Origin of the sequence: Palleronia pontilimi (genome assembly GCF_016412875.1) — a bacterium.
Lineage (GTDB): Bacteria > Pseudomonadota > Alphaproteobacteria > Rhodobacterales > Rhodobacteraceae > Palleronia > Palleronia pontilimi.
Genome location: NZ_JAEKPD010000010.1, coordinates 25,227 through 43,677 on the forward strand (window position 1 = coordinate 25,227; position 18,451 = coordinate 43,677).

Consider the following 18,451-nt stretch of genomic DNA (forward strand, 5'->3'; position numbering starts at 1 on the left):
AAAACCAACGGCCCGGTGCGCGAAATGGTTCAAATTTCGGGCGAGCCTGGGGTCAGCCGTCGGGGTCGAGCTCTTTCAAAAGCGCCAGCGCGCGGCCTTCCGCGCGGCGGATCCGGATGGCGGTAAGGTACGCTTCCTCCATGGTGGTCGAGGACGCGCCGATGACCTCGCCCACGCGCTTCACCACCTCTTCGTCATCGGTCTTCTCGGCCAGGGCCAGCGCCTTTTGCGCGAGTTCGTCGGCCAGGGTGTCGAGCAGGCTCATCGGGTGTCTCCTTCAGGTGCCGCGCCGCTTGGCGCGCAAGGTTGGGTCGGCCGCGCGGGGATCCTCGGGCCAGGGGTGTCGCGGATAGCGCGCGCGCATGTCTTTCCTGACATCGCCATAGCTGCCATCCCAGAAGCCCGGCAAGTCATCGGTCACCTGAACGGGCCGACCCGCGGGCGACAGCAGCGACAGGCGCAGGGGCTGGCCTGCCACGTGGGGATGCTCGGTCATGCCGAAGAGCTCTTGCACGCGCACGGCGATTTCGGGCTGGTCGCCGCCGTAATCGATGGCCAGCTTGCGGCCCAGCGGCGACAGGATGTGGGGCGGCGCCTGGGCGTCCAGACGCTGTTGCGCGTCCCAGTCCAGCCGTGCGCGCAGGGCGGGCAGGGGGTCGAAGCGCTTCCAATCCTCGGCGCTGCGCAGGCCGGTTAGGTACGGGAGCAGCCAGTCTTCGGCGCTGTCGAGCAGGGCCTGGTCGTCGGTGTCGAAGAGCCCGGCCAGCGCCACGCGCGCCAGGAACCGGCGCGTCGCCGGGCTGTGCTGGAACCCCAGTTGCCTGATGCCGTCGAGCATGGCGCGGGCCATGGCGTCTTCGGGTGCGTCGGTCCAGACCCGGTCATCCAGCACGATCTGGCCCAGCCGTTCTTGCCGCCGCGCCAGCACGCGGGCCTCGCGCCGCGACCATGCGCAGACATCGTGCCACGCGATGATCGGGCCGTGGATGTCGCGCAGCTCGGACTCGGTCAGCGCGATGGCCTGCCGGACCTTGGCTTCGCGCGGGTGCCCGTCGGTGTCGGTGACGACCAGTAGCCGGGCGCCCGCCAGCGCATCGCCCGGGTCCATCTTCACGCCCTTGCCGCCGGACAGAAGCCAGCGCGGGTCGTCGCCCTTGCGCCTGAGCGCGATCCGGTCGGGATAGGCCAGCGCCGCCGCCTGCGCCGCGCTCAGATCCGCGCGGGACCCGGCGGCCCCCCGACGCAGGCGCTTCGCCTCGTCCCGGACGCGCGCCACCGCGCCCTTGGGGATCCCGAAACGCTCTGGCGTCTGCAGCGCGCGCAGCCGCAGCGACAGGTCCACGCCGCGATCCCGCAGGATGTCGCGTTCGGACAGCAGGGCCGCAAGCTCGGCCGCGCCGGGACCGGCCACCTGCAGCATGTGGGCCAGGCGCGGATGCAGCGGCAGACCCGCAAGGGCGCGGCCGTGATCGGTGATGCGGGTGCCGTCGAGCGCGCCGAGGCCCTGCAACAGCGCCCGCGCTTCGGCCAGCGCGCCCTCGGGCGGCGCGGTCAGGAACGGCAGCGCCGCCGGATCGTCAACGCCCCAGAGCGCCAGTTCCAGCGCGAGCGGGGCCAGGTCCGCCGTCTCGATCTCCGGCGGGGCGAAGGCCGCAAGGGCGCCATCCTCGCCCGCGGTCCACAGGCGGAACGCGACCCCCGGGGCGACCCGTCCCGCGCGGCCCGCCCGCTGGGTGGCTTCGGCGCGGCTGACCCGCTCGGTCACCAGGCGCGACATGCCGCTGCCCGGATCGAACCGCGCCCGCCGCGCCAGACCGCCATCGACGACGACGCGCACGTCTTCGATGGTCAGCGACGTCTCGGCGATGGCGGTGGACAGCACGACCTTGCGGCCCGGAGACGGCGCGATCGCCGCGCGCTGCTGGGCGAAGGGCAGGGCGCCGTAGAGCGGGCGGATCTCGACCCCCGGCAGGTCCAGCATTCCCATCACCCGCCGGATTTCGCCTTCGCCGGGCAGAAAGCACAGCACGCCGCCGGTGGTTTGGGCCACCGCGTCGGCGATCAGCCGCGCCATGCCGACCTCGAACCGCTCGCCCTTGGGGCGCGGCGCGTCGAGCCAGCGCGTGTCGACCGGGAAGGCGCGTCCGGCGCTGGTGACGATCGGCGCGTCCAGAAGGGCGGCCACCGGGTCCGCGTCGAGGGTGGCCGACATGACCACGACCTGCAGATCGTCGCGCAGGGCGTGGCGCACCTCCCAGACCAGCGCGAGGCCCAGATCGGCGTTGAGCGAGCGTTCGTGGAATTCGTCGAAGATCACGCAGCCTATGCCCCGAAGCTCGGGGTCGGTCTGCACCCGGCGGGTCAGGATGCCCTCGGTCACGACTTCGATCCGGGTGAATTGCGACACCTTGGCCTCGCCCCGGATGCGGTAGCCGACGGTCTGTCCGACCGGCTCGCCCATGGTCTGGGCCATGCGTTCGGCGGCGGCCCGCGCGGCCAGGCGGCGCGGCTCGAGCATGACGATCCGGCCGTCGATCCGGTCCAGCAGCGCCAGGGGCACGCGCGTCGTCTTGCCTGCGCCAGGCGGGGCTTGCAGAACGGCCCGACCCCGCGCGGCCAGGGCAGCGCGCAGGTCATCCAGAACGTCGTCGATGGGCAGGCGCATGGCCCCGGTCTAGCGGCGCGGCAACGGCTGGACAATCCCGACCGCCTTGGGCCACATCGCCCCATGGATCTGGATGCGCTGATTGCAGGGGTGAAGGACGGCGACCGCCGGGCGCTGTCGCGCGCGATCACGCTGGTCGAAAGCGGCCGCGCCGACCACCGCGCGCAGGCCACCGCGCTGCTGGATGCCGTTAAGGATCCCGACCGGCAGGCGCTTCGGATCGGGTTGTCGGGCACGCCCGGGGTCGGCAAGTCCACCTTCATCGAACGGTTCGGGCTGATGCTGACCGGGCAGGGCAAGCGCGTGGCGGTGTTGGCCGTCGATCCAAGCTCGACCCGGTCGGGCGGCTCGATCCTGGGCGACAAGACCCGGATGGAGCAGTTGTCGCGCGATGCCAACGCCTTCATCCGCCCCAGCCCCAGCCAGACCGAGCTGGGCGGCGTCGCCCGCCGCACGCGCGAGGTCATCGCGCTGTGCGAAGCGGCGGGCTTCGACGTGGTGATCGTGGAAACCGTGGGGGTCGGCCAGTCTGAGACCATCGTGGCGCAGATGACCGACATCTTCACCCTGCTGCTGGCGCCCGCGGGGGGCGACGAGTTGCAGGGCGTCAAGCGCGGGATCATGGAGATCGCCGACCTGGTCCTGGTCAACAAGGCCGATGGCGAGCTGAAGGCGCAGGCCAACCGCACCTGCGCCGATTACGCGGGCGCGCTGCGGCTGCTGCGCAAACGCGACGGCGATCCCGAGGGCTTTCCGAAGGCGCTGACCGTGTCGGCCATGGACGGCACCGGGATCGAGACCGCGGGGTCCGAAATCCAGGAGCTTGCGCGATACCGCAAGGAGACCGGGCATTGGGACCGCACCCGCGCCGCGCAGAACCGCCACTGGTTCAACGATGCCGTGCGCCAGGGCATCCTGCGCCATCTGACCCGCGATGCGGCCACGCGCGATCAGATGGACGATCTGGGCGCGCAAGTGGCCGAAGGAGGGGTCGCGCCATCGGCGGCGGCGAAACAGGTGCTCGACCGGCTGTTCCCGCCCGGCGAATAAGCCGCCATTGCGGCTTGACGCGCCCGGCACGATTGCCTATTGGCCGGGCTTCAAACCCATTCCGTCCGCCAGGCCGATCACGCGGCCCGGACCCCGGACATGACCAGACGAGGATGAACCCATGTCGCGCGTTTGCGAACTGACCGGCAAAGGCCCGATGACTGGCAACAATGTCAGCCACGCCAACAACAAGACCCGTCGCCGTTTCCTGCCCAACCTGAACGACGTGTCGCTCATGTCCGAGACGCTGGGCCGTACCTTCAAGCTGCGCATCTCGGCCTCGGCCCTGCGCACCGTCGACCACCGCGGTGGTCTGGACGGCTTCATGGCTAAGGCGAAGCCCGCCGACCTGTCGGCATCGGCGCTGAAGATCAAGAAAGACATCGAAAAGGCGCAGGCCGAGGCCTGATCCCTTTCCGCCCGGACCGACAGGGTCCGGCACCGCCCGCCGATCCTTCGTCGAGCGCATTTGAGACCTAGGGGCACTTGGCCCGCGGAATGGGGCTTGCGCCGGGCGCAAGCCCTTTTTCTATGGCGCGATTCCGGCGTCGGGGGTCATTCGACCGGGATCATCAGGTGGGCGTAGGGCGTATCGGGCCACATCACCCAAGGCAGCCCTGCCTCGTCCGGCACGGTCTGCGGATAGGTGTCGTAGAGAGGTCTGGCACCCGCCCCCACGATCATCACGTGCGGGCCGGTCTGCACCCACTGGTTGTCGGCCGTCTCGCCCGCGGCATATGGGTCGATATTGCTGGCCCCCTCGTCGCCCAGCAGCATGTAGATGAAACCGACGGTCTCGGGCGGCTCGGTCTGACCCATGAAGGCCTGCGCCCACGAAACGGCCTGGGCGTCGGCGCACATGGGATCGGTCCCGGGATACATGCAGGTCCAGCCATTGGTGCCTTCCTGCACCACCTGGGGGTCGCCTTCGGCGGGGATGTGCAGAAGGGTCGCGTATTCCAAGACGGCTTCGGGCGCGACGCCCTTCAGCCGGTCCATCAGCTCGTCGGCAGTGACGTCCGCGGCGCGCGCGATGCCCGCAAGGCCGGGCAGCAGGCAGGCCCCGGCTGTGGCAAGAAGTATGAAGCGTCTCATGGCAGTGTTCTCCTTTTCAGAGTGACACTATCGCCATCGGCCAACCGCACGACGGCGGTAGAGACGCCATACTACATCCGAAGCGCGATTCTACCAAAGCCATTCGGCCCGGGATCACGATCGGCCATACTGGGCGGCAACCGACGCATCGATTGCCGCCGCCCGTTGTGCGATATCCTAGTCAGAAATTGACCTGGAACGACGTCTGGATCCGGTCCACGTCGAAGCTCCCGCCGCCGAAAGTGTCGCGCTCGCCGTGGAAATACTCGATCCCGACCGTGGCGTTTTCGACGATCTGGTATTCGGCGTTCAGGTGGACCGATTGCAGCGTCTCGGTGTCGCCTGCGGCACCGCTGTCGTTTTCGCGCCAGCCGTAAATGCCGCGGACGGTCCAGTTCTCGCCGATCTCTTGCGCCAGCCCGACATAGGCCGACTGGACCTTGATCGCGTCGCCGTCGGAATCCACGTCATCGCCAAGGAACACGAGGTAGGACGCGATGCCTTCGCCGTAGGTATAGGACGCGTCCAACGTGGCCCCCTGCCAGAGCGACGCGGTCGTGGACAGGTTGAAGCCGTGGACGCCTTCCGTTCCGCCCAGCCCGTCATTGACCTCGCCCACGATGGCCGAGGCGCGCAGCAGAAGCGGGTCGGTGTCGTAGGCCAGCGCGCCGATCAGCACCGGGCTGTCGCTGTCGCCGTTATGGTCTTCCAGCGCGATCTCGGCGGTGTAGCTTTCGCCGAAATCGAACCCGTAGCGGATCTGTTCCTGGCGCGCGAAGGGGATGCCCGCGACGCCCTGGAAATCCAGCGTGATCGGATAGGAGGACAGCGGCATGAAGGTCGTCCAGTACTTGCCGACGCGCAGCCCGCCCAGCGTGATGTTGGCGTGGCGCACCCGCGGCTCGGTGCTTCCGCCGGTGCCGAACGCGCCGCTGGCGCCGTAGAAGTCGATCTCGAGCTGGGTGCCCAGTTCGCCCAGCTGCGTGGGCGTTGTGGTGCGGAAGCCCAGCCGCGTCTGGTTGATGGTGGCATTGAAGAAATCGCCGTCGTCCTGCGTGCCGTCCAGCCCCACCAGACCGAAGGTGGTGTTGCCCAGCTCGGCCCCGAAATCGAAGATGAAATCGGCCTTCACGTAGCCGTAGAAGTCGACCGTCGTGGTCGAGTTGCCGAAACTGAGCCCGCCGCCGCTGGCTTCCAGTGTCGCGACGCGCGCTTCTAGTTGCGCGATGCGTTCCGCATCGGACTGGGCGTGGGCAGGGCCGAGGCCCGCAAGTCCAAGGGCCGGAAGTGCGAGGTAAAATTTCGTGGATTTCATCATCAATATCCTTCTGCAAAGGCGCGTCGCCCGACCCGAACGGACCGGGCACCGCAGAACGCGGAGCTGCCGAAAAGCCGACATCCGGGTAAACACCTAATTCAACTGAAACGGGTGGCCAGAAATCAGGGCGTCCGGCCTTCAGACCTTTGCCGTGCCATCGCCAAGCGTGTCGGCCACCCAGGCGGGCACGATTTCGCTGGCGGGGCCGTAAATGCCGCGGTCGAAGACGCTGCCCGAGGCTTCGAGGTTCAGCTCAAGCGTGGCGACCCCGCAGGCCCGCGCCATGTCGACGAACCCCGCGGCCGGATAGACCGTGCCGCTGGTGCCGATTGCCACGAACAGATCGGCCGCGGCGATGCGCGCCTCGATGATGTCGAGCTCTTTCGGCATCTCGCCGAACCAGACGATATCGGGGCGTGTCGCGCGCGCGGCGCAGGCGGGGCAGGGATCTTCGGCCTGCATGGCCAGCGGCGCGTCCCAATCGTGCCCGCAGGCCGCGCATTTGGCCCGGTCCAGCCGTCCGTGCATGTGCAGGACATCGTTCGCGCCCGCCTGCTCGAGCAAGGTATCCACGTTCTGCGTCACCAGCGTGGCACCGCGCGCCGCCTGCAGTCGCGCCAGCGCGGCGTGGGCCGCGTTGGGCCGGGCGCCCGCCAGGTTGGCCCGCCGCGCGTTGTAGAAGGCGTGAACCTGGCTTGGGTCGCGGGCGAAGCCTTCGGGCGTGGCCACGTCGTTCAGGTCATAGCGGCTCCAGATCCCGCCTGCGTCGCGGAAGGTGCCCAGCCCGCTTTCCGCCGACAGGCCCGCTCCGCTCAGAACCACGATTTTGCCCATGCCACTTTTTCCCCGCTATAAGGGGGACGATACGACGCGAGGGCGGACGATGAAAACACCGTGGGATCAGTGGGTGGGGGGCAGGGCGACCCGGGCACCCGGCAGTATCGCCGGACCGGGTGTGGTCTGGTTCTGCGCGCTGGCGGTCGTGCATGGGATCCGTCGCCGCGCCGTGGAAGGAAGGGGGGTGCTGACATGACCCGGATCCTGATCGTCTGCCTCGGCAACATCTGCCGCTCGCCCACGGCCGAAGCGGTGCTGCGCGCCAAGCTGGCCGCGGCGGGCATCGACGCGCGGGTGGACAGCGCGGGCACCGGGTCCTGGCATGTGGGCGATCCGCCGCATGCCGACATGCAGCGGGCGGCCGAACGGTCAGGCTACGCGATGGGAGATTTGCGCGCGCGGCAGGTCACGCCCGACGATTTCGAGCGCTTCGACCTGATCCTGGCCGCCGATCCCACGAACATGCGCGATCTCGAGGCGATCCGCCCCGACGGGAACGCAACGCCGGTCAGGCTGCTGGCCCCCTATGCCGGAACGGACCAGGACACGGTGCCCGACCCGTATTACACGGGCGGGTTCGACACCACGCTGGAGCTGATCGAGAAAGCCGCGGACGGGCTGATCGCTCAGCTGCAGTAATTCTCGGCGGTCGAGCCGAAGCTGCGGTATTTCTTCCAGAACGTCTCGTGCCGGGGGTTGTCGGATTGGCGCACTTCCTGTGCGCGGTGCGGCTCGCGGAAGAAGGTCGCGGCCAGCTTCTGGTCACGCCGTGTCAGCGTCACGTCCGCCACTTGCTGGATGCAGCCGCAGAGCGACCGGTTGGCCGCCTGGCGGTCGGATTTCAGACACGCCCGTTCGATCACGCCCGCCTGCGCGGTGCCTGCGCCGCACAAAACCAGCGCCGCGATCATCGCAAATCTTTTCATCGATACTGCCTTTCGATAGGGACCGTCGCCCGGGTTTGTCCCGGATCCTGCGGTCTTTGCCACGCGGTTACGCTATCACGAAATCCGGGGCAGCCAAATCACGAATTGGCCGGGCCGCAAGATTTCAGCGCCGGATCTCGAAATCTGCCACACCGGTGTCGGCCACCTCGGCGCGCTCGATGCCGTCCACCCGCCCGAAGCGCGGCCCCGTCTGCAGCGCGGTAATCACGCGGGCGCAGGCTGGGCCGTCGCCTTCCAGATGCGCCTCGACCCGGCCGTCGGCCAGGTTGCGCACCCAGCCCCGCACGCCCGTATCGCGCGCGACCCCTTGCGTGAAGGCGCGGAAGCCCACGCCCTGCACCCGGCCCGATATCAGCAATCTTTCGGCCATGATTTGTTTCCCCGCCAATGCCGTAACCGAACGCGGATCGCGTTTGGCGTCAACACACCAGATATGTGTGCCCGGTGTCCATGTCGTCTAGCGACGCAATTGCGTCGATCGCGTGTCATCGGCTCGGTGCGGCCCGACCTGCGGGGTGACCGGCGCGTTTCCGGGGCGGCGCGGCGTCCGATCCGCCCCATGGACAAGCGTCGAAAACCGCCCCATATCCTGCCCCATGACCGACCTCAAATACATCCGCAATTTCTCGATCGTGGCGCATATCGATCACGGGAAATCCACGTTGGCCGACCGGCTGATCCAGCTTACCGGCACCGTGGCCGAGCGGGACATGAAAGAGCAGCTGCTCGACGCCATGGATATCGAGCGCGAGCGCGGCATCACCATCAAGGCCAACACGGTGCGGATCGAATACCCCGCGCGTGACGGCCACACCTACGTGCTGAACCTGATCGACACGCCGGGCCACGTGGACTTCGCCTATGAAGTGTCGCGATCCATGAAGGCGGTCGAAGGCTCGCTGCTGGTGGTGGACGCGAGCCAAGGGGTCGAGGCGCAGACGCTGGCCAATGTCTATACCGCGATCGAGGCGGACCACGAGATCGTGCCGGTCCTGAACAAGGTGGACCTTCCGGCGGCCGAGCCCGACCGCGTCCGCACCCAGATCGAGGACGTGATCGGCATCGAGGCGCACGACGCCGTGGAGATCAGCGCCAAGACCGGCCTGGGCATTCCGGAGGTGCTGGAAGCCATCGTCACGCGCCTGCCGCCGCCCCATGGCGGGGATCGGGACGCGCCGCTGAAGGCGATGCTGGTGGACAGCAAGTACGACCAGTACCTGGGCGTCATCGTCATCGTCCGCATCATCGACGGCGTTCTGAAGAAGGGCGACCGCATCCGCATGATGAAGACGGGCGGGACCTATGACGTGGACGATGTGGGCGTCTATCGCCCCGCCATGACGCCGGTGAAGGAGCTGGGCCCGGGCGAGATCGGCTACCTGAACGCGTCGATCAAGCAGGTCCGCGACACCCGCGTGGGCGATACGATCACCCACGAAAAACGCCCCTGCGCCGCGCCGCTTCCGGGCTTCAAGCCCTCCGTCCCCGTCGTCTTCTGCGGCCTCTTCCCCGTCGACACCAACGACTTCGAGGACATGCGCGATGCCATCGAAAAGCTCGCCCTCAACGACGCGTCCTTCACCTCGGAAATGGAAACCTCCGCCGCGCTCGGCTTCGGGTTCCGCTGCGGCTTTCTGGGCCTGCTGCACCTCGAGGTGATCCGCGACCGGCTGGAGCGGGAATACGACATCGACCTGATCACCACCGCGCCGTCGGTGATCTATCACATCTACCAGCGCGACGGCACCATGACCGAGCTGCACAACCCCGCCGACTTCCCCGATCCGTCGACCATCGACCACGTGGAAGAGCCGCGCATCAAGGCGACGATCCTGGTGCCCGACGAATACCTGGGCGACGTGCTGAAGCTGTGTCAGGACCGGCGCGGCATCCAGATGGACCTGACCTATGCCGGGACGCGGGCGATGGTCGTCTATGACCTGCCGCTGAACGAGGTGGTGTTCGACTTCTACGACCGGCTGAAATCGGTGACCAAGGGTTACGCGTCGTTCGACTACCAGATGATCGGCTACCGGCCCGACAAGCTGGTGAAGATGCAGATCCTGGTCAACGACGAGCCGGTGGACGCGCTGTCGATGATGGTCCACGCCGACCGGGCCGAGGGGCGGGGCCGTGCGATGTGCGAGAAGCTGAAGGACCTGATCCCGCGCCACATGTTCAAGATCCCGATCCAGGCCGCCATCGGAGGCCGCGTCATCGCCCGCGAGACCCTGTCGGCCATGCGCAAGGACGTGACTGCGAAATGCTACGGCGGCGACGCCACCCGGAAGAAGAAGCTGCTGGAGAAGCAAAAGGCCGGCAAAAAGAAGATGCGCCAGTTCGGGAAGGTCGAGATCCCGCAGGAGGCGTTTATTAACGCGTTGAAGATGGATGGGTAGTAATCAGCATTAACCGTATCAACATACAGTCTTAGAAGCAGTCGACTTCGTAATTATTCCCGAGGGTTCTGTCTACATATGTCTTCATACGTAAGCTCACGCTCACCATCTGTATCGCATATTCGAAGCTCTTCGATCTTGAGAGTCTTAACAAACCTACTGTCGAACTTTCTCGGGAGTCCATTCGTCAGATAGTGGCACTTGTCACCTTCCGATTCATCACGCACGAACGTTGCCCCGTAGAACCGGGCAAGTTCAATCCGCGCGAAGACTGCTGGCTCTCCGGATATTCTAGGGGAATAGCACTTTCGACAGTGCTCGCATACGGAACTGCTTTCGCGGTGCGCGCAGGTTTCATCGATAACCGATAATCCATCGCGGGAGGTGGAGATTGCTGTGCTATTAAATCTGCCACGCGCATGACTGAAGTGGTCTGGATGAAATAGCCTGATAATCCACTCTCCTTCCATCCTAGGTCCTCAAGATACCTTCTGACGAAGGCATAATCTGCATTCTCTCGGATGAGGAGGTCCTCGTCATCACGTTCCTCATAAACATCAATAATTCCATCGGCGGAAACTGCAAAATCGACGACCTGTTCGCCGCGAATACCGCTTACGACAATTCCACCATCAGTTCTCGGAAAGACCTCAATCGTATCGAGTTCCATGGAGTTCATTGTGCTTACGACACGCAGTGCTGAGTTAACAGACGCAATCGTGGCGGCGTGCCCTTTACCATAATGCCAGCCATCAGGTCTGTTATAGAAAGAAAGAACCCTATCAACGGCTTTTTGGACCTTTGAGGGTGAGTTCGATTCTAATGATGCAAAGACTGCTTTGTTCATTTCTTCGTGCCATCGTATGCATCGCGAAGAGTTTCCATCGGCATGATCCTATTTCCCGTGAGCTGTTCGATCTGGGTTAAGGCTGCAGTAATTTCGACCATCAATGTCTTGGCTGTCGTGAACGACATGTGGATCTGAGTGTGAGGAACCCCATCAACCATAAGAAGAAGGTTCATATCCGAAAGCGAACCAGCGAGGTTGAAGCCATTTGTGTAGACTTGCTGCACTTCAACGTGCCGAGGCCCCATGCCCTCTGCTAAGTCTTTATCGGACAACTAATAATCCCCACATGCGCGATTTCCTGAGATTGTGATACATCACGCTACCAGTTTCAAGCGCATAAGCTAACTTAGGATGAACTGCACGGACACATATAGTTCAAACAGCAAGCGTAGGGTGAGAATTCACGGCGAACCGCCCGCTGACCGCAGCCGCTTACCACGGTGCGCATGAATGCGCACCCTGCTGCGTTAGCGGACCGCCTTCTCCCGCCCCACCGCATACACCGCCACCGCCACGATCGCGTAGGCTCCGTTCACCGTCAGCACGAAGCTCCACGGTGCGCCTGCGCCCCAGATGAGTTTCGCGGACAGCGACGCCAGCGCGTTCAGGACCACGAAGCCGGTGATCCAGGCGGCTGCTCCGCTCATCCGGGCGAAGATGGGGATCAGGGCCAGGGCGAAGACCACCGACCAGAACTCGCGCCCCGCCGACAGGATCAGGGGCATGAGCTCGGCCCCCGCCATGACCGTGATGGCGATGGAATTGGCGATGCATCCCAGGATACCGGCGATGGCGGCCACGATGACGTTGCGTGCAGTGAACATGGGTCTTCCTTTACTGTGGCGCAGGTCCGAACGGCCCGCGCCCTATGAACTTACAGGTCTTCCTGCACGTCTTGTGCCGCGCCCTGGACGACGCGGCCCGCGCTTTGCAGGTCCTGTCCCGCGCCGCCTACGGTTTCGCAGCCGGTCAGGGCCAGCAGGGCGATCAGGACGATGGTGTGGTGAAGCGGGGTCATGGGACTCTCCGAAGGTGGTGTTGCGTGACCCAGCCCAACCGCGCGCCATGGCGTTGGGTTCCGGCGGCGCGGCATCCGCGCCGGTTTCCGCCTGCGACACAATTTGGGCCCCGGCGTGAAACTTCATCTGCATCGGCGCCGTGACTGTCACACGAAACGTAAACATCACGGGAGACGACCATGACTTCGATGACCAAAGCCGCCCTGGCCCTGACTGCCAGCCTTGCGCTGACCGGCACCGCCTTCGCCAAGGGCCACGACCAGGCGCAGGGCGCCGACGGCACCCCCGGCGCCAATGCCGGATCCGAGACCGCCGCGGCGGCCCAGACGTTGGGCGGCACGCGTGGCAAGGGCAAGGGCCCGAGCCCGAAGCCCGGAAAGTCCAACGACGCGAACGCTCAGAAATAACGAGCAGGGGGGATCGGGCCGGTGGTCCGGTCCCTTGTGCGGCTCAGGCGTCCAGGAAGGCGCGGATCGAATCCTCGACCGCGCGGGGCTTTTCGGCGTGCAGCCAGTGGCCCGCACCGGGAATGCGCGCGAAGCGGGCCTTGGGGAACAGGTCGCGGATGCGGTCGTGGTGGTCCTTGCGCACGTAGTCGCTGTCTTCGCCGCTGAGAAACAGGGCCGGGCGGTCGAAGCGTCCGTCGATCTCGTCCCAGCCCACGATGCTGTCCATCTGCGCGTCCAGCGCGTCCAGGTTCAGGCGCCACTCTTTCTTCTGGGTATCGAGCGATTGCAGCAGGAACGCCCGGACGCCGTCATCGGGCACCAGCTCGGCGAAGCGCGCGTCGGCCTCCTTGCGGCTTTCGATCCCGTCGAGATCCAGTCGCCGCATGGCGTCGATGAATTGCTGCTGCGAATGCTCGTAGGCAACCGGCGCGATATCGGCCACCACCAGCCGCCGCACCTTGTCGGGGTGCCTGAGCGCCAGCGCCATGGACGCCTTGCCGCCCATGGAATGGCCCAGCACGTCCCACTGGTCTTCGACCACGTCGGCCAGGTCGTCGGCCAGCGCCGCGTAGGAATGGTCGTCGTCCCAGAACGACGCGCCGTGGTTGCGCATGTCCACGGCCGTGACCTGGCCCCGGTCCGACAGGCGCTTGGCGATCACCCCCCAGTTGCGCGCCGAGCCGAACAGCCCGTGCGCGATCAGCAGCGGCGTGCCGCCCGTCCCTTCGGTCCGGCGCTCCAGCATCACAGGTCGGGGTAGATCGGGAAACGCTCGCAGAGTTCGGTCACCTCGGCCCTGACGCGCGCCTCGGTCTCGGAATTGTCGTCTTCGCCGTGGGCGGCCAGCCCGTCGACGACCTGGCAGATCCAGTCGCCGATCTGGCGGAACTCGGGCTCGCCGAAGCCGCGTGTCGTCCCGGCGGGCGAGCCCAGCCGGATGCCGCTGGTGATCGTCGGCTTCTCGTCGTCGAAGGGGATGCCGTTCTTGTTGCAGGTGATGTGCGCGCGGCCAAGGGCGGTTTCGGTCGCGTTGCCCTTCACGCCCTTGGGACGCAGGTCCACCAGCATCAGGTGCGTGTCGGTGCCGCCGGTCACGATGTCGAGGCCCCCCTTCATCAGCTGGTCGGCCAGCGCCTGGGCGTTCTTGATGACCTGCTGCTGGTAGGTCTTGAAGCCGGGATGAAGCGCTTCGCCGAAGGCGACGGCCTTGCCTGCGATCACGTGCATCAGCGGGCCGCCCTGGATACCGGGGAAGATGGCCGAGTTGAACTTCTTGGCCAGCGCTTCGTCATTGGTCAGGATCATGCCGCCGCGGGGGCCGCGCAGGGTCTTGTGGGTCGTGGTGGTCGCCGCGTGGGCGTGGGGGAAGGGCGAGGGGTAGTCGCCCGACGCCACCAGCCCCGCGAAATGGGCCATGTCGACCAGCAGGTAGGCGCCCACGCTGTCGGCGATTTCGCGCATCCGGGCGAAGTCGATGATCCGCGGAATGGCCGAGCCGCCCGCGATGATCAGCTTGGGCTGGTGTTCGGTCGCCAGCGCCTGCACCGCATCGTAATCAAGCAGCAGGTCGCTTTCGCGAACGCCGTATTGAATGGCGTTGAACCACTTGCCCGACTGGTTGGGCTTGGCCCCGTGGGTCAGGTGGCCGCCGGCATCGAGGCTCATCCCGAGGATCGTGTCGCCGGGTTGCAGCAGGGCGGTGAACACGCCCTGGTTGGCCTGCGAGCCCGAGTTGGGCTGCACGTTCGCGAAGCCGCAGCCGAATAGCTGCTTGGCGCGCTGGATCGCCAGGTTCTCGGCGATATCGACATATTGACAGCCGCCGTAATAGCGACGGCCGGGGTATCCTTCGGCGTACTTGTTGGTCAGCACGCTGCCCTGCGCTTCCATCACGGCCCGGCTGACGATGTTTTCGGACGCGATCAGTTCGATCTCGTGGCGCTGACGGCCGAGCTCCTGCTCCATGGCGGAAAACAGCTCGGGGTCAGTGTCGCGGATGGACTTGGTGAAGAACCCTTCGTCGCGGTGGGGGGCGTTCATGGCGGAATTCCTTCCTGTGCTGGCAGCATTTGCGGGCGGCATACCGTATCATCCGACCCTCGGGAAGGGTCATAAGCGACGCATGTCCGGCGGGCCTCCGACACACGCTTGTCAAGCCGTGCCGATCCGGTCACGTTGGGCGCGGCACGCAGGGGGCAGAAGGTCTTCAATGTACGACAAGATCGCTTTCGTGGCCAGCCGTACCGAAATCGCGCAGGCCGCCATGGAAAGGCTGACCAAGCGGTATGGCCAGGTGCCGCAGGCCAAGGCCGACGTGATCGTGGCGCTCGGCGGTGACGGGCACATGCTGCGGACCCTGCACGACACCCAGGATCTGCCCGCGCCGGTCTATGGCATGAATTGCGGCACGATCGGCTTCCTGATGAACGAGTTCCACGAGGAAGATTTGCGCGCCCGGCTGGACGCGGCCGAAACCGCGACCATCAACCCGCTGTCGATGCACGCCACGACCACGGGCGGCGAAAGTTTCGATGCGCTGGCCATCAACGAAGTGTCGCTGCTGCGCGCGGGTCCCCAGGCCGCGAAGCTGAGGATCAGCGTGGACGGCAAGGTGCGCATGGACGAGCTGGTCTGCGACGGGGCGATGGTGGCGACGCCCGCGGGCTCGACCGCGTATAACTACAGCGCCAACGGGCCCATCCTGCCCATCGGCGCGGATGTCCTGGCGCTGACGGCGATGGCCGCCTTCCGGCCCCGCCGCTGGCGCGGCGCGCTGTTGCCCAAGTCGGCGCGGGTGCGCTTCGACGTGCTGGAAAGCGGCAAGCGGCCGGTGATGGCCGATGCCGATGGCCTGTCGGTGCGCGAGGTGGCATCGGTGACGGTGCAGATCGAGCCGTCCATCACCCACACCATCCTGTTCGATCCCGGGCACGGGCTGGAAGAGCGGCTGCTGCAGGAGCAGTTCACCTGATCCGCGCGCCGTACGTCAGCGCAGGCGGGGGGCGGGGCCGATCGGAAGCGGTCCGAGCATGGTCAGGCCGTTCCTGAAGTCCAAGGACACCTCCAGGTCGTCGCCATCGCCGAAGAAACTCAGGACCCGCTCGATCTGGCTCTGGCGGTCCTCGGCGAACAAGCCGATGCTGACGGCGATATCGAGCGCGGTGCGCCAGTTCTCGATCAGCAGGTCGATCGTGCCTTGCGGCCGTCCGTCGGCGCCGACCTCGAGCAGGCCGTTGCCCGAAAGCTCGATCCCGCCCCACAGGAACGACAGGTCATGCAGGTCGATCCGGTCCACCACCGGCAGGCTTTCCAGCGCGGTCCGGTCGATGGGGGCGGCGAAATCCAGCGTGGTGTCCAGGCGGATCTGCTCGACCTCGCCCAGGCCCTTGGCGCTCAGCCGTTCCTGCATGGGGCGGGGCAGGGCCACGTTCGCGGCGATGACGCCGACATTCTGATGCCGCGCGTCGGGCGCCCCTTCGGGAATGCGGGTGGCCACGCGAAGCTGGTCCATTGACAGGCTTTCGCTTTCGGTGTCCACGCGTAGCTTGTCGATGACGAAGGTCGCGTGGTCCAGCGGCAGCGACGGCGCCGTTTGCAGCGTGACCGATCCGCGCGCCTTTTCGTTGGTGAATGTCACCTCGCCCGCCGGGCCCTGCATCGTGATCCGCGGCGGCAGCGCCGCGATGATCTGGTTCGGCTTGTAGCTCAGGGCCAGGATCTGGAAGAAGGCCGCCTGGATCGCGGTGCCGTCGGGGCTGACCACGTCGACATCGCTGAAGGTCGTGTCGAATCGGTTGGGAAAGCCGCGCACGCTGTAATCCGGCTCGTTCAGCGTCCAGCCGGCCCGTCGCAGGTCGTCCAGCCCCCGGGCCAGACCGTTGTTCAGGAAATGGGCCCCCACGAACCAGTAGCCCGACCACACGATGGCGGCGGCGATGACGACGATGATCAGCTTCTTCATGGGGTATCTTTCGGTTGCGGGCCTTTTCCTCGGGCCTGTCATCGTGTCTACAGCGCCCATGAACAGCATACCAGATATGGACGTCAGCGAGATGTGGGTGTTCGGCTACGGCTCGCTTGTCTGGAATCCGGAATTCCCGGTGGCCGAACGGGCCGTGGCGCACCTGGCGGGCTTCCGCCGGTCGTTCTGCATGCGCTCGATCCACCATCGCGGCTCGGTCGACGATCCGGGACTGGTCCTGGCGCTGGACCCGGCGGACGGGCACAGCTGCAAGGGCCTGGGACTGCGGGTCGAGGCGGGCCACGAGGACGCGACCTTGCAGGCCTTGCGCGCGCGCGAGCTGATCTCGTCCGCGTATCTCGAGCGGTTGGTGGACCTGTCGCTCGAGGATGGGCGGCAGGTTCGTGCGCTGGCCTACGTGATCGATCCCGCGCACGAGCAATATTGCCACCTGGATCTCGAAGAACAGGCGCAGGTCATCGCTCAGGCCGTGGGCGGGCGCGGTCCGAACCACGAATACCTGTCGAAAACCGCGGCGCATCTGAACGAGCTGGGCATCGGCGACAGCGATCTGGACTGGCTGTGCCAGCGGGTCGCGGCGTTGCGCTAGGGCGCTTTTCACCCAACCGCCACTGTCTTATGCTGCGCTGCGACGCACAAGAACTGGATCCCGTCGATGAGAGACCAAGCGGACCTTTCGGCCGAGCCGGTATTCTCGCAGCCCGTGCGCCAGATCACGACCATGATCGTCGTCCTGATCTTGGTGGCGATCGGCACCTATGTCGCCTATCCGAACGTGGCGCCCGTCTTCCTGGCCAACCCGCTTCTGAATGGCTTCATCCTGTTCGTCTTCTTCGTGGGCGTGCTGGCCTGCTTCTGGCAGGAATACCAGCTGATCCAGTCGGTGACCTGGATCGAGGATTTCGCCGAAGCAACGCCCGGCCATGAATTGACCCGTGCGCCGCGTCTGCTGGCGCCCCTGGCCGCACTGCTGCGCACGCGGCGCAACCTGCAGATATCGCCGACATCGGCCCGGTCCATCCTCGACTCGGTCGCCACGCGGATCGACGAGGCGCGCGACATCACGCGATATATCGTCAACCTGCTGATTTTCCTTGGCCTTCTGGGCACGTTCTACGGTCTTGCGACCACGGTCCCGGCCATCGTCGAGACCATCCGCGCGCTGGCCCCCACCGAGGGCGAGGACGGGATGGCGGTCTTCGGACGGCTGATGAACGGTCTGGAATCGCAGCTGGGCGGCATGGGCGTCGCCTTCGCGTCGTCGCTTCTTGGGCTGGCCGGATCGCTGGTCGTCGGTCTTCTGGAGCTATTTGCCAGCCACGGGCAAAACCGCTTCTACCGCGAGCTGGAAGAATGGCTAAGCTCGATCACGCGGCTGGGATTCGCGGGCTCGGACACGGACACGCATGCGGGCGAGCAGGGCATGGTGGCGTCGGCCATGGAGCACCTGGTGGGCCAGATGGACCGGCTGGAAGCCGTGCTGGCGGGCAGCCGCGACCAGCGCGCGCGCAGCGACGACGCGATGGAAAGCCTGGCCGAACATATCGACCGGCTTGCCACCCGGCTGGAACGCGACGACACCCTGCTGCCGGTGCTTGAGCGGATGATCGCCGGACAGGACAACCTGGCTTCGGCGTTCCAGGACGCCGGCGAGCATGGCGGCATCGATGCCGAAAGCCGGATGCGTCTGCGCTCGATCGACGTGCAGCTTCTGCGCATCTCGGAAGAGCTGGCCGCGGGCCGCGCCGAGGCGACCGCCGAATTGCGCCAGGAGTTGCGCCAGATGGGCCGGGCGATGGCGCGCGGCCCGCGAACCGAGCTGACCGGACGGGAGTGACGC

General features: G+C 66.2%; 22 protein-coding genes. 8 read left to right on the top strand and 14 right to left on the bottom strand.

The genetic code is table 11. The features are described 5' to 3' along the window. Positions 1–52: 52 nt before the first annotated feature. On the bottom strand, positions 53–265 hold the full coding sequence (locus ILP92_RS11540) for a hypothetical protein (protein WP_198916552.1): 213 nt from the start codon (positions 263–265) through the stop codon (positions 53–55). A 12-nt stretch (positions 266–277) separates the two neighbouring features. Next, on the bottom strand, positions 278–2,665 hold the full coding sequence (gene hrpB / locus ILP92_RS11545) for an ATP-dependent helicase HrpB (protein WP_198916553.1): 2,388 nt from the start codon (positions 2,663–2,665) through the stop codon (positions 278–280). 63 nt (positions 2,666–2,728) lie between these two features. Between hrpB and meaB the strand changes: the two genes are divergently transcribed. Then, positions 2,729–3,715: a methylmalonyl Co-A mutase-associated GTPase MeaB gene (gene meaB, locus ILP92_RS11550; RefSeq protein ID WP_198916554.1), complete on the top strand. Its 987-nt coding sequence runs from the start codon at positions 2,729–2,731 to the stop codon at positions 3,713–3,715. A gap of 121 nt (positions 3,716–3,836) precedes the next feature. Next, a complete protein-coding gene (gene rpmB / locus ILP92_RS11555; protein WP_198916555.1) occupies positions 3,837–4,124 on the top strand; it encodes a 50S ribosomal protein L28 in 288 nt (95 codons plus the stop codon). A gap of 146 nt (positions 4,125–4,270) precedes the next feature. On the opposite strand, the gene ILP92_RS11560 is transcribed toward rpmB, so the two are convergent. The 3 genes from ILP92_RS11560 to ILP92_RS11570 form a co-directional block, all read right to left on the bottom strand. Further along, on the bottom strand, positions 4,271–4,810 hold the full coding sequence (locus ILP92_RS11560) for a hypothetical protein (protein WP_198916556.1): 540 nt from the start codon (positions 4,808–4,810) through the stop codon (positions 4,271–4,273). A 181-nt stretch (positions 4,811–4,991) separates the two neighbouring features. Beyond that, positions 4,992–6,125, bottom strand: coding sequence for a DcaP family trimeric outer membrane transporter (locus ILP92_RS11565; RefSeq protein ID WP_198916557.1), 1,134 nt, complete (start codon positions 6,123–6,125; stop codon positions 4,992–4,994). 141 nt (positions 6,126–6,266) lie between these two features. Next, the gene (locus ILP92_RS11570) at positions 6,267–6,962 is read right to left on the bottom strand and encodes an NAD-dependent deacylase (protein ID WP_198916558.1); all 696 of its coding nucleotides are present in this window, start codon (positions 6,960–6,962) and stop codon (positions 6,267–6,269) included. 195 nt (positions 6,963–7,157) lie between these two features. On the opposite strand from ILP92_RS11570, the gene ILP92_RS11575 reads away from it, so the two are divergent. Further along, positions 7,158–7,604, top strand: a complete 447-nt coding sequence (locus ILP92_RS11575; RefSeq protein ID WP_198916559.1) for a low molecular weight protein-tyrosine-phosphatase — start codon at positions 7,158–7,160, stop codon at positions 7,602–7,604. On the opposite strand, the gene ILP92_RS11580 is transcribed toward ILP92_RS11575, so the two are convergent. Continuing rightward, complete coding sequence (locus ILP92_RS11580; RefSeq protein WP_198916560.1) at positions 7,592–7,891, bottom strand: hypothetical protein; 300 nt, start codon at positions 7,889–7,891, stop codon at positions 7,592–7,594. The two genes, ILP92_RS11575 and ILP92_RS11580, sit on opposite strands and share 13 nt — an antisense overlap. A 124-nt stretch (positions 7,892–8,015) precedes the next feature. Next, positions 8,016–8,282, bottom strand: a complete 267-nt coding sequence (locus ILP92_RS11585) for an acylphosphatase (RefSeq protein WP_198916561.1) — start codon at positions 8,280–8,282, stop codon at positions 8,016–8,018. A gap of 226 nt (positions 8,283–8,508) precedes the next feature. On the opposite strand from ILP92_RS11585, the gene lepA reads away from it, so the two are divergent. Beyond that, a complete protein-coding gene (gene lepA, locus ILP92_RS11590) occupies positions 8,509–10,311 on the top strand; it encodes a translation elongation factor 4 (protein WP_198916562.1) in 1,803 nt (600 codons plus the stop codon). Between the two features lie 187 nt (positions 10,312–10,498). Here the strand turns inward: lepA and ILP92_RS11595 are convergent, their stop codons facing one another. The 4 genes from ILP92_RS11595 to ILP92_RS11610 form a co-directional block, all read right to left on the bottom strand. Then, positions 10,499–11,158: a hypothetical protein gene (locus tag ILP92_RS11595; protein ID WP_198916563.1), complete on the bottom strand. Its 660-nt coding sequence runs from the start codon at positions 11,156–11,158 to the stop codon at positions 10,499–10,501. Beyond that, positions 11,155–11,433, bottom strand: coding sequence for a hypothetical protein (locus ILP92_RS11600; RefSeq protein ID WP_198916564.1), 279 nt, complete (start codon positions 11,431–11,433; stop codon positions 11,155–11,157). Before ILP92_RS11600 ends, ILP92_RS11595 begins: the two co-directional genes overlap by 4 nt. A 195-nt stretch (positions 11,434–11,628) precedes the next feature. Then, positions 11,629–11,985, bottom strand: coding sequence for a hypothetical protein (locus tag ILP92_RS11605; RefSeq protein WP_198916565.1), 357 nt, complete (start codon positions 11,983–11,985; stop codon positions 11,629–11,631). A gap of 50 nt (positions 11,986–12,035) precedes the next feature. Continuing rightward, positions 12,036–12,179: an entericidin A/B family lipoprotein gene (locus ILP92_RS11610; RefSeq protein ID WP_198916566.1), complete on the bottom strand. Its 144-nt coding sequence runs from the start codon at positions 12,177–12,179 to the stop codon at positions 12,036–12,038. A 180-nt stretch (positions 12,180–12,359) separates the two neighbouring features. Between ILP92_RS11610 and ILP92_RS11615 the strand changes: the two genes are divergently transcribed. Then, a complete protein-coding gene (locus tag ILP92_RS11615; protein ID WP_198916567.1) occupies positions 12,360–12,587 on the top strand; it encodes a hypothetical protein in 228 nt (75 codons plus the stop codon). 43 nt (positions 12,588–12,630) lie between these two features. On the opposite strand, the gene ILP92_RS11620 is transcribed toward ILP92_RS11615, so the two are convergent. Then, positions 12,631–13,374, bottom strand: coding sequence for an alpha/beta fold hydrolase (locus ILP92_RS11620; RefSeq protein WP_198916568.1), 744 nt, complete (start codon positions 13,372–13,374; stop codon positions 12,631–12,633). Beyond that, entirely contained in the window at positions 13,374–14,669 is a 1,296-nt protein-coding gene (gene glyA / locus ILP92_RS11625) for a serine hydroxymethyltransferase (protein ID WP_198916569.1), read from the bottom strand. Before glyA ends, ILP92_RS11620 begins: the two co-directional genes overlap by 1 nt. 169 nt (positions 14,670–14,838) lie before the next feature. Here glyA and ILP92_RS11630 point away from each other — a divergent pair, with 169 nt between their 5' ends. Then, complete coding sequence (locus ILP92_RS11630; protein WP_198916570.1) at positions 14,839–15,600, top strand: NAD kinase; 762 nt, start codon at positions 14,839–14,841, stop codon at positions 15,598–15,600. A 15-nt stretch (positions 15,601–15,615) separates the two neighbouring features. On the opposite strand, the gene ILP92_RS11635 is transcribed toward ILP92_RS11630, so the two are convergent. After that, on the bottom strand, positions 15,616–16,590 hold the full coding sequence (locus ILP92_RS11635; RefSeq protein WP_198916571.1) for a DUF2125 domain-containing protein: 975 nt from the start codon (positions 16,588–16,590) through the stop codon (positions 15,616–15,618). 76 nt (positions 16,591–16,666) lie between these two features. Here ILP92_RS11635 and ILP92_RS11640 point away from each other — a divergent pair, with 76 nt between their 5' ends. Further along, a complete protein-coding gene (locus ILP92_RS11640; protein WP_235971367.1) occupies positions 16,667–17,200 on the top strand; it encodes a gamma-glutamylcyclotransferase in 534 nt (177 codons plus the stop codon). 66 nt (positions 17,201–17,266) lie between these two features. Further along, on the top strand, positions 17,267–18,448 hold the full coding sequence (locus ILP92_RS11645) for a biopolymer transporter ExbB (protein WP_198916572.1): 1,182 nt from the start codon (positions 17,267–17,269) through the stop codon (positions 18,446–18,448). Positions 18,449–18,451: the final 3 nt, after the last annotated feature.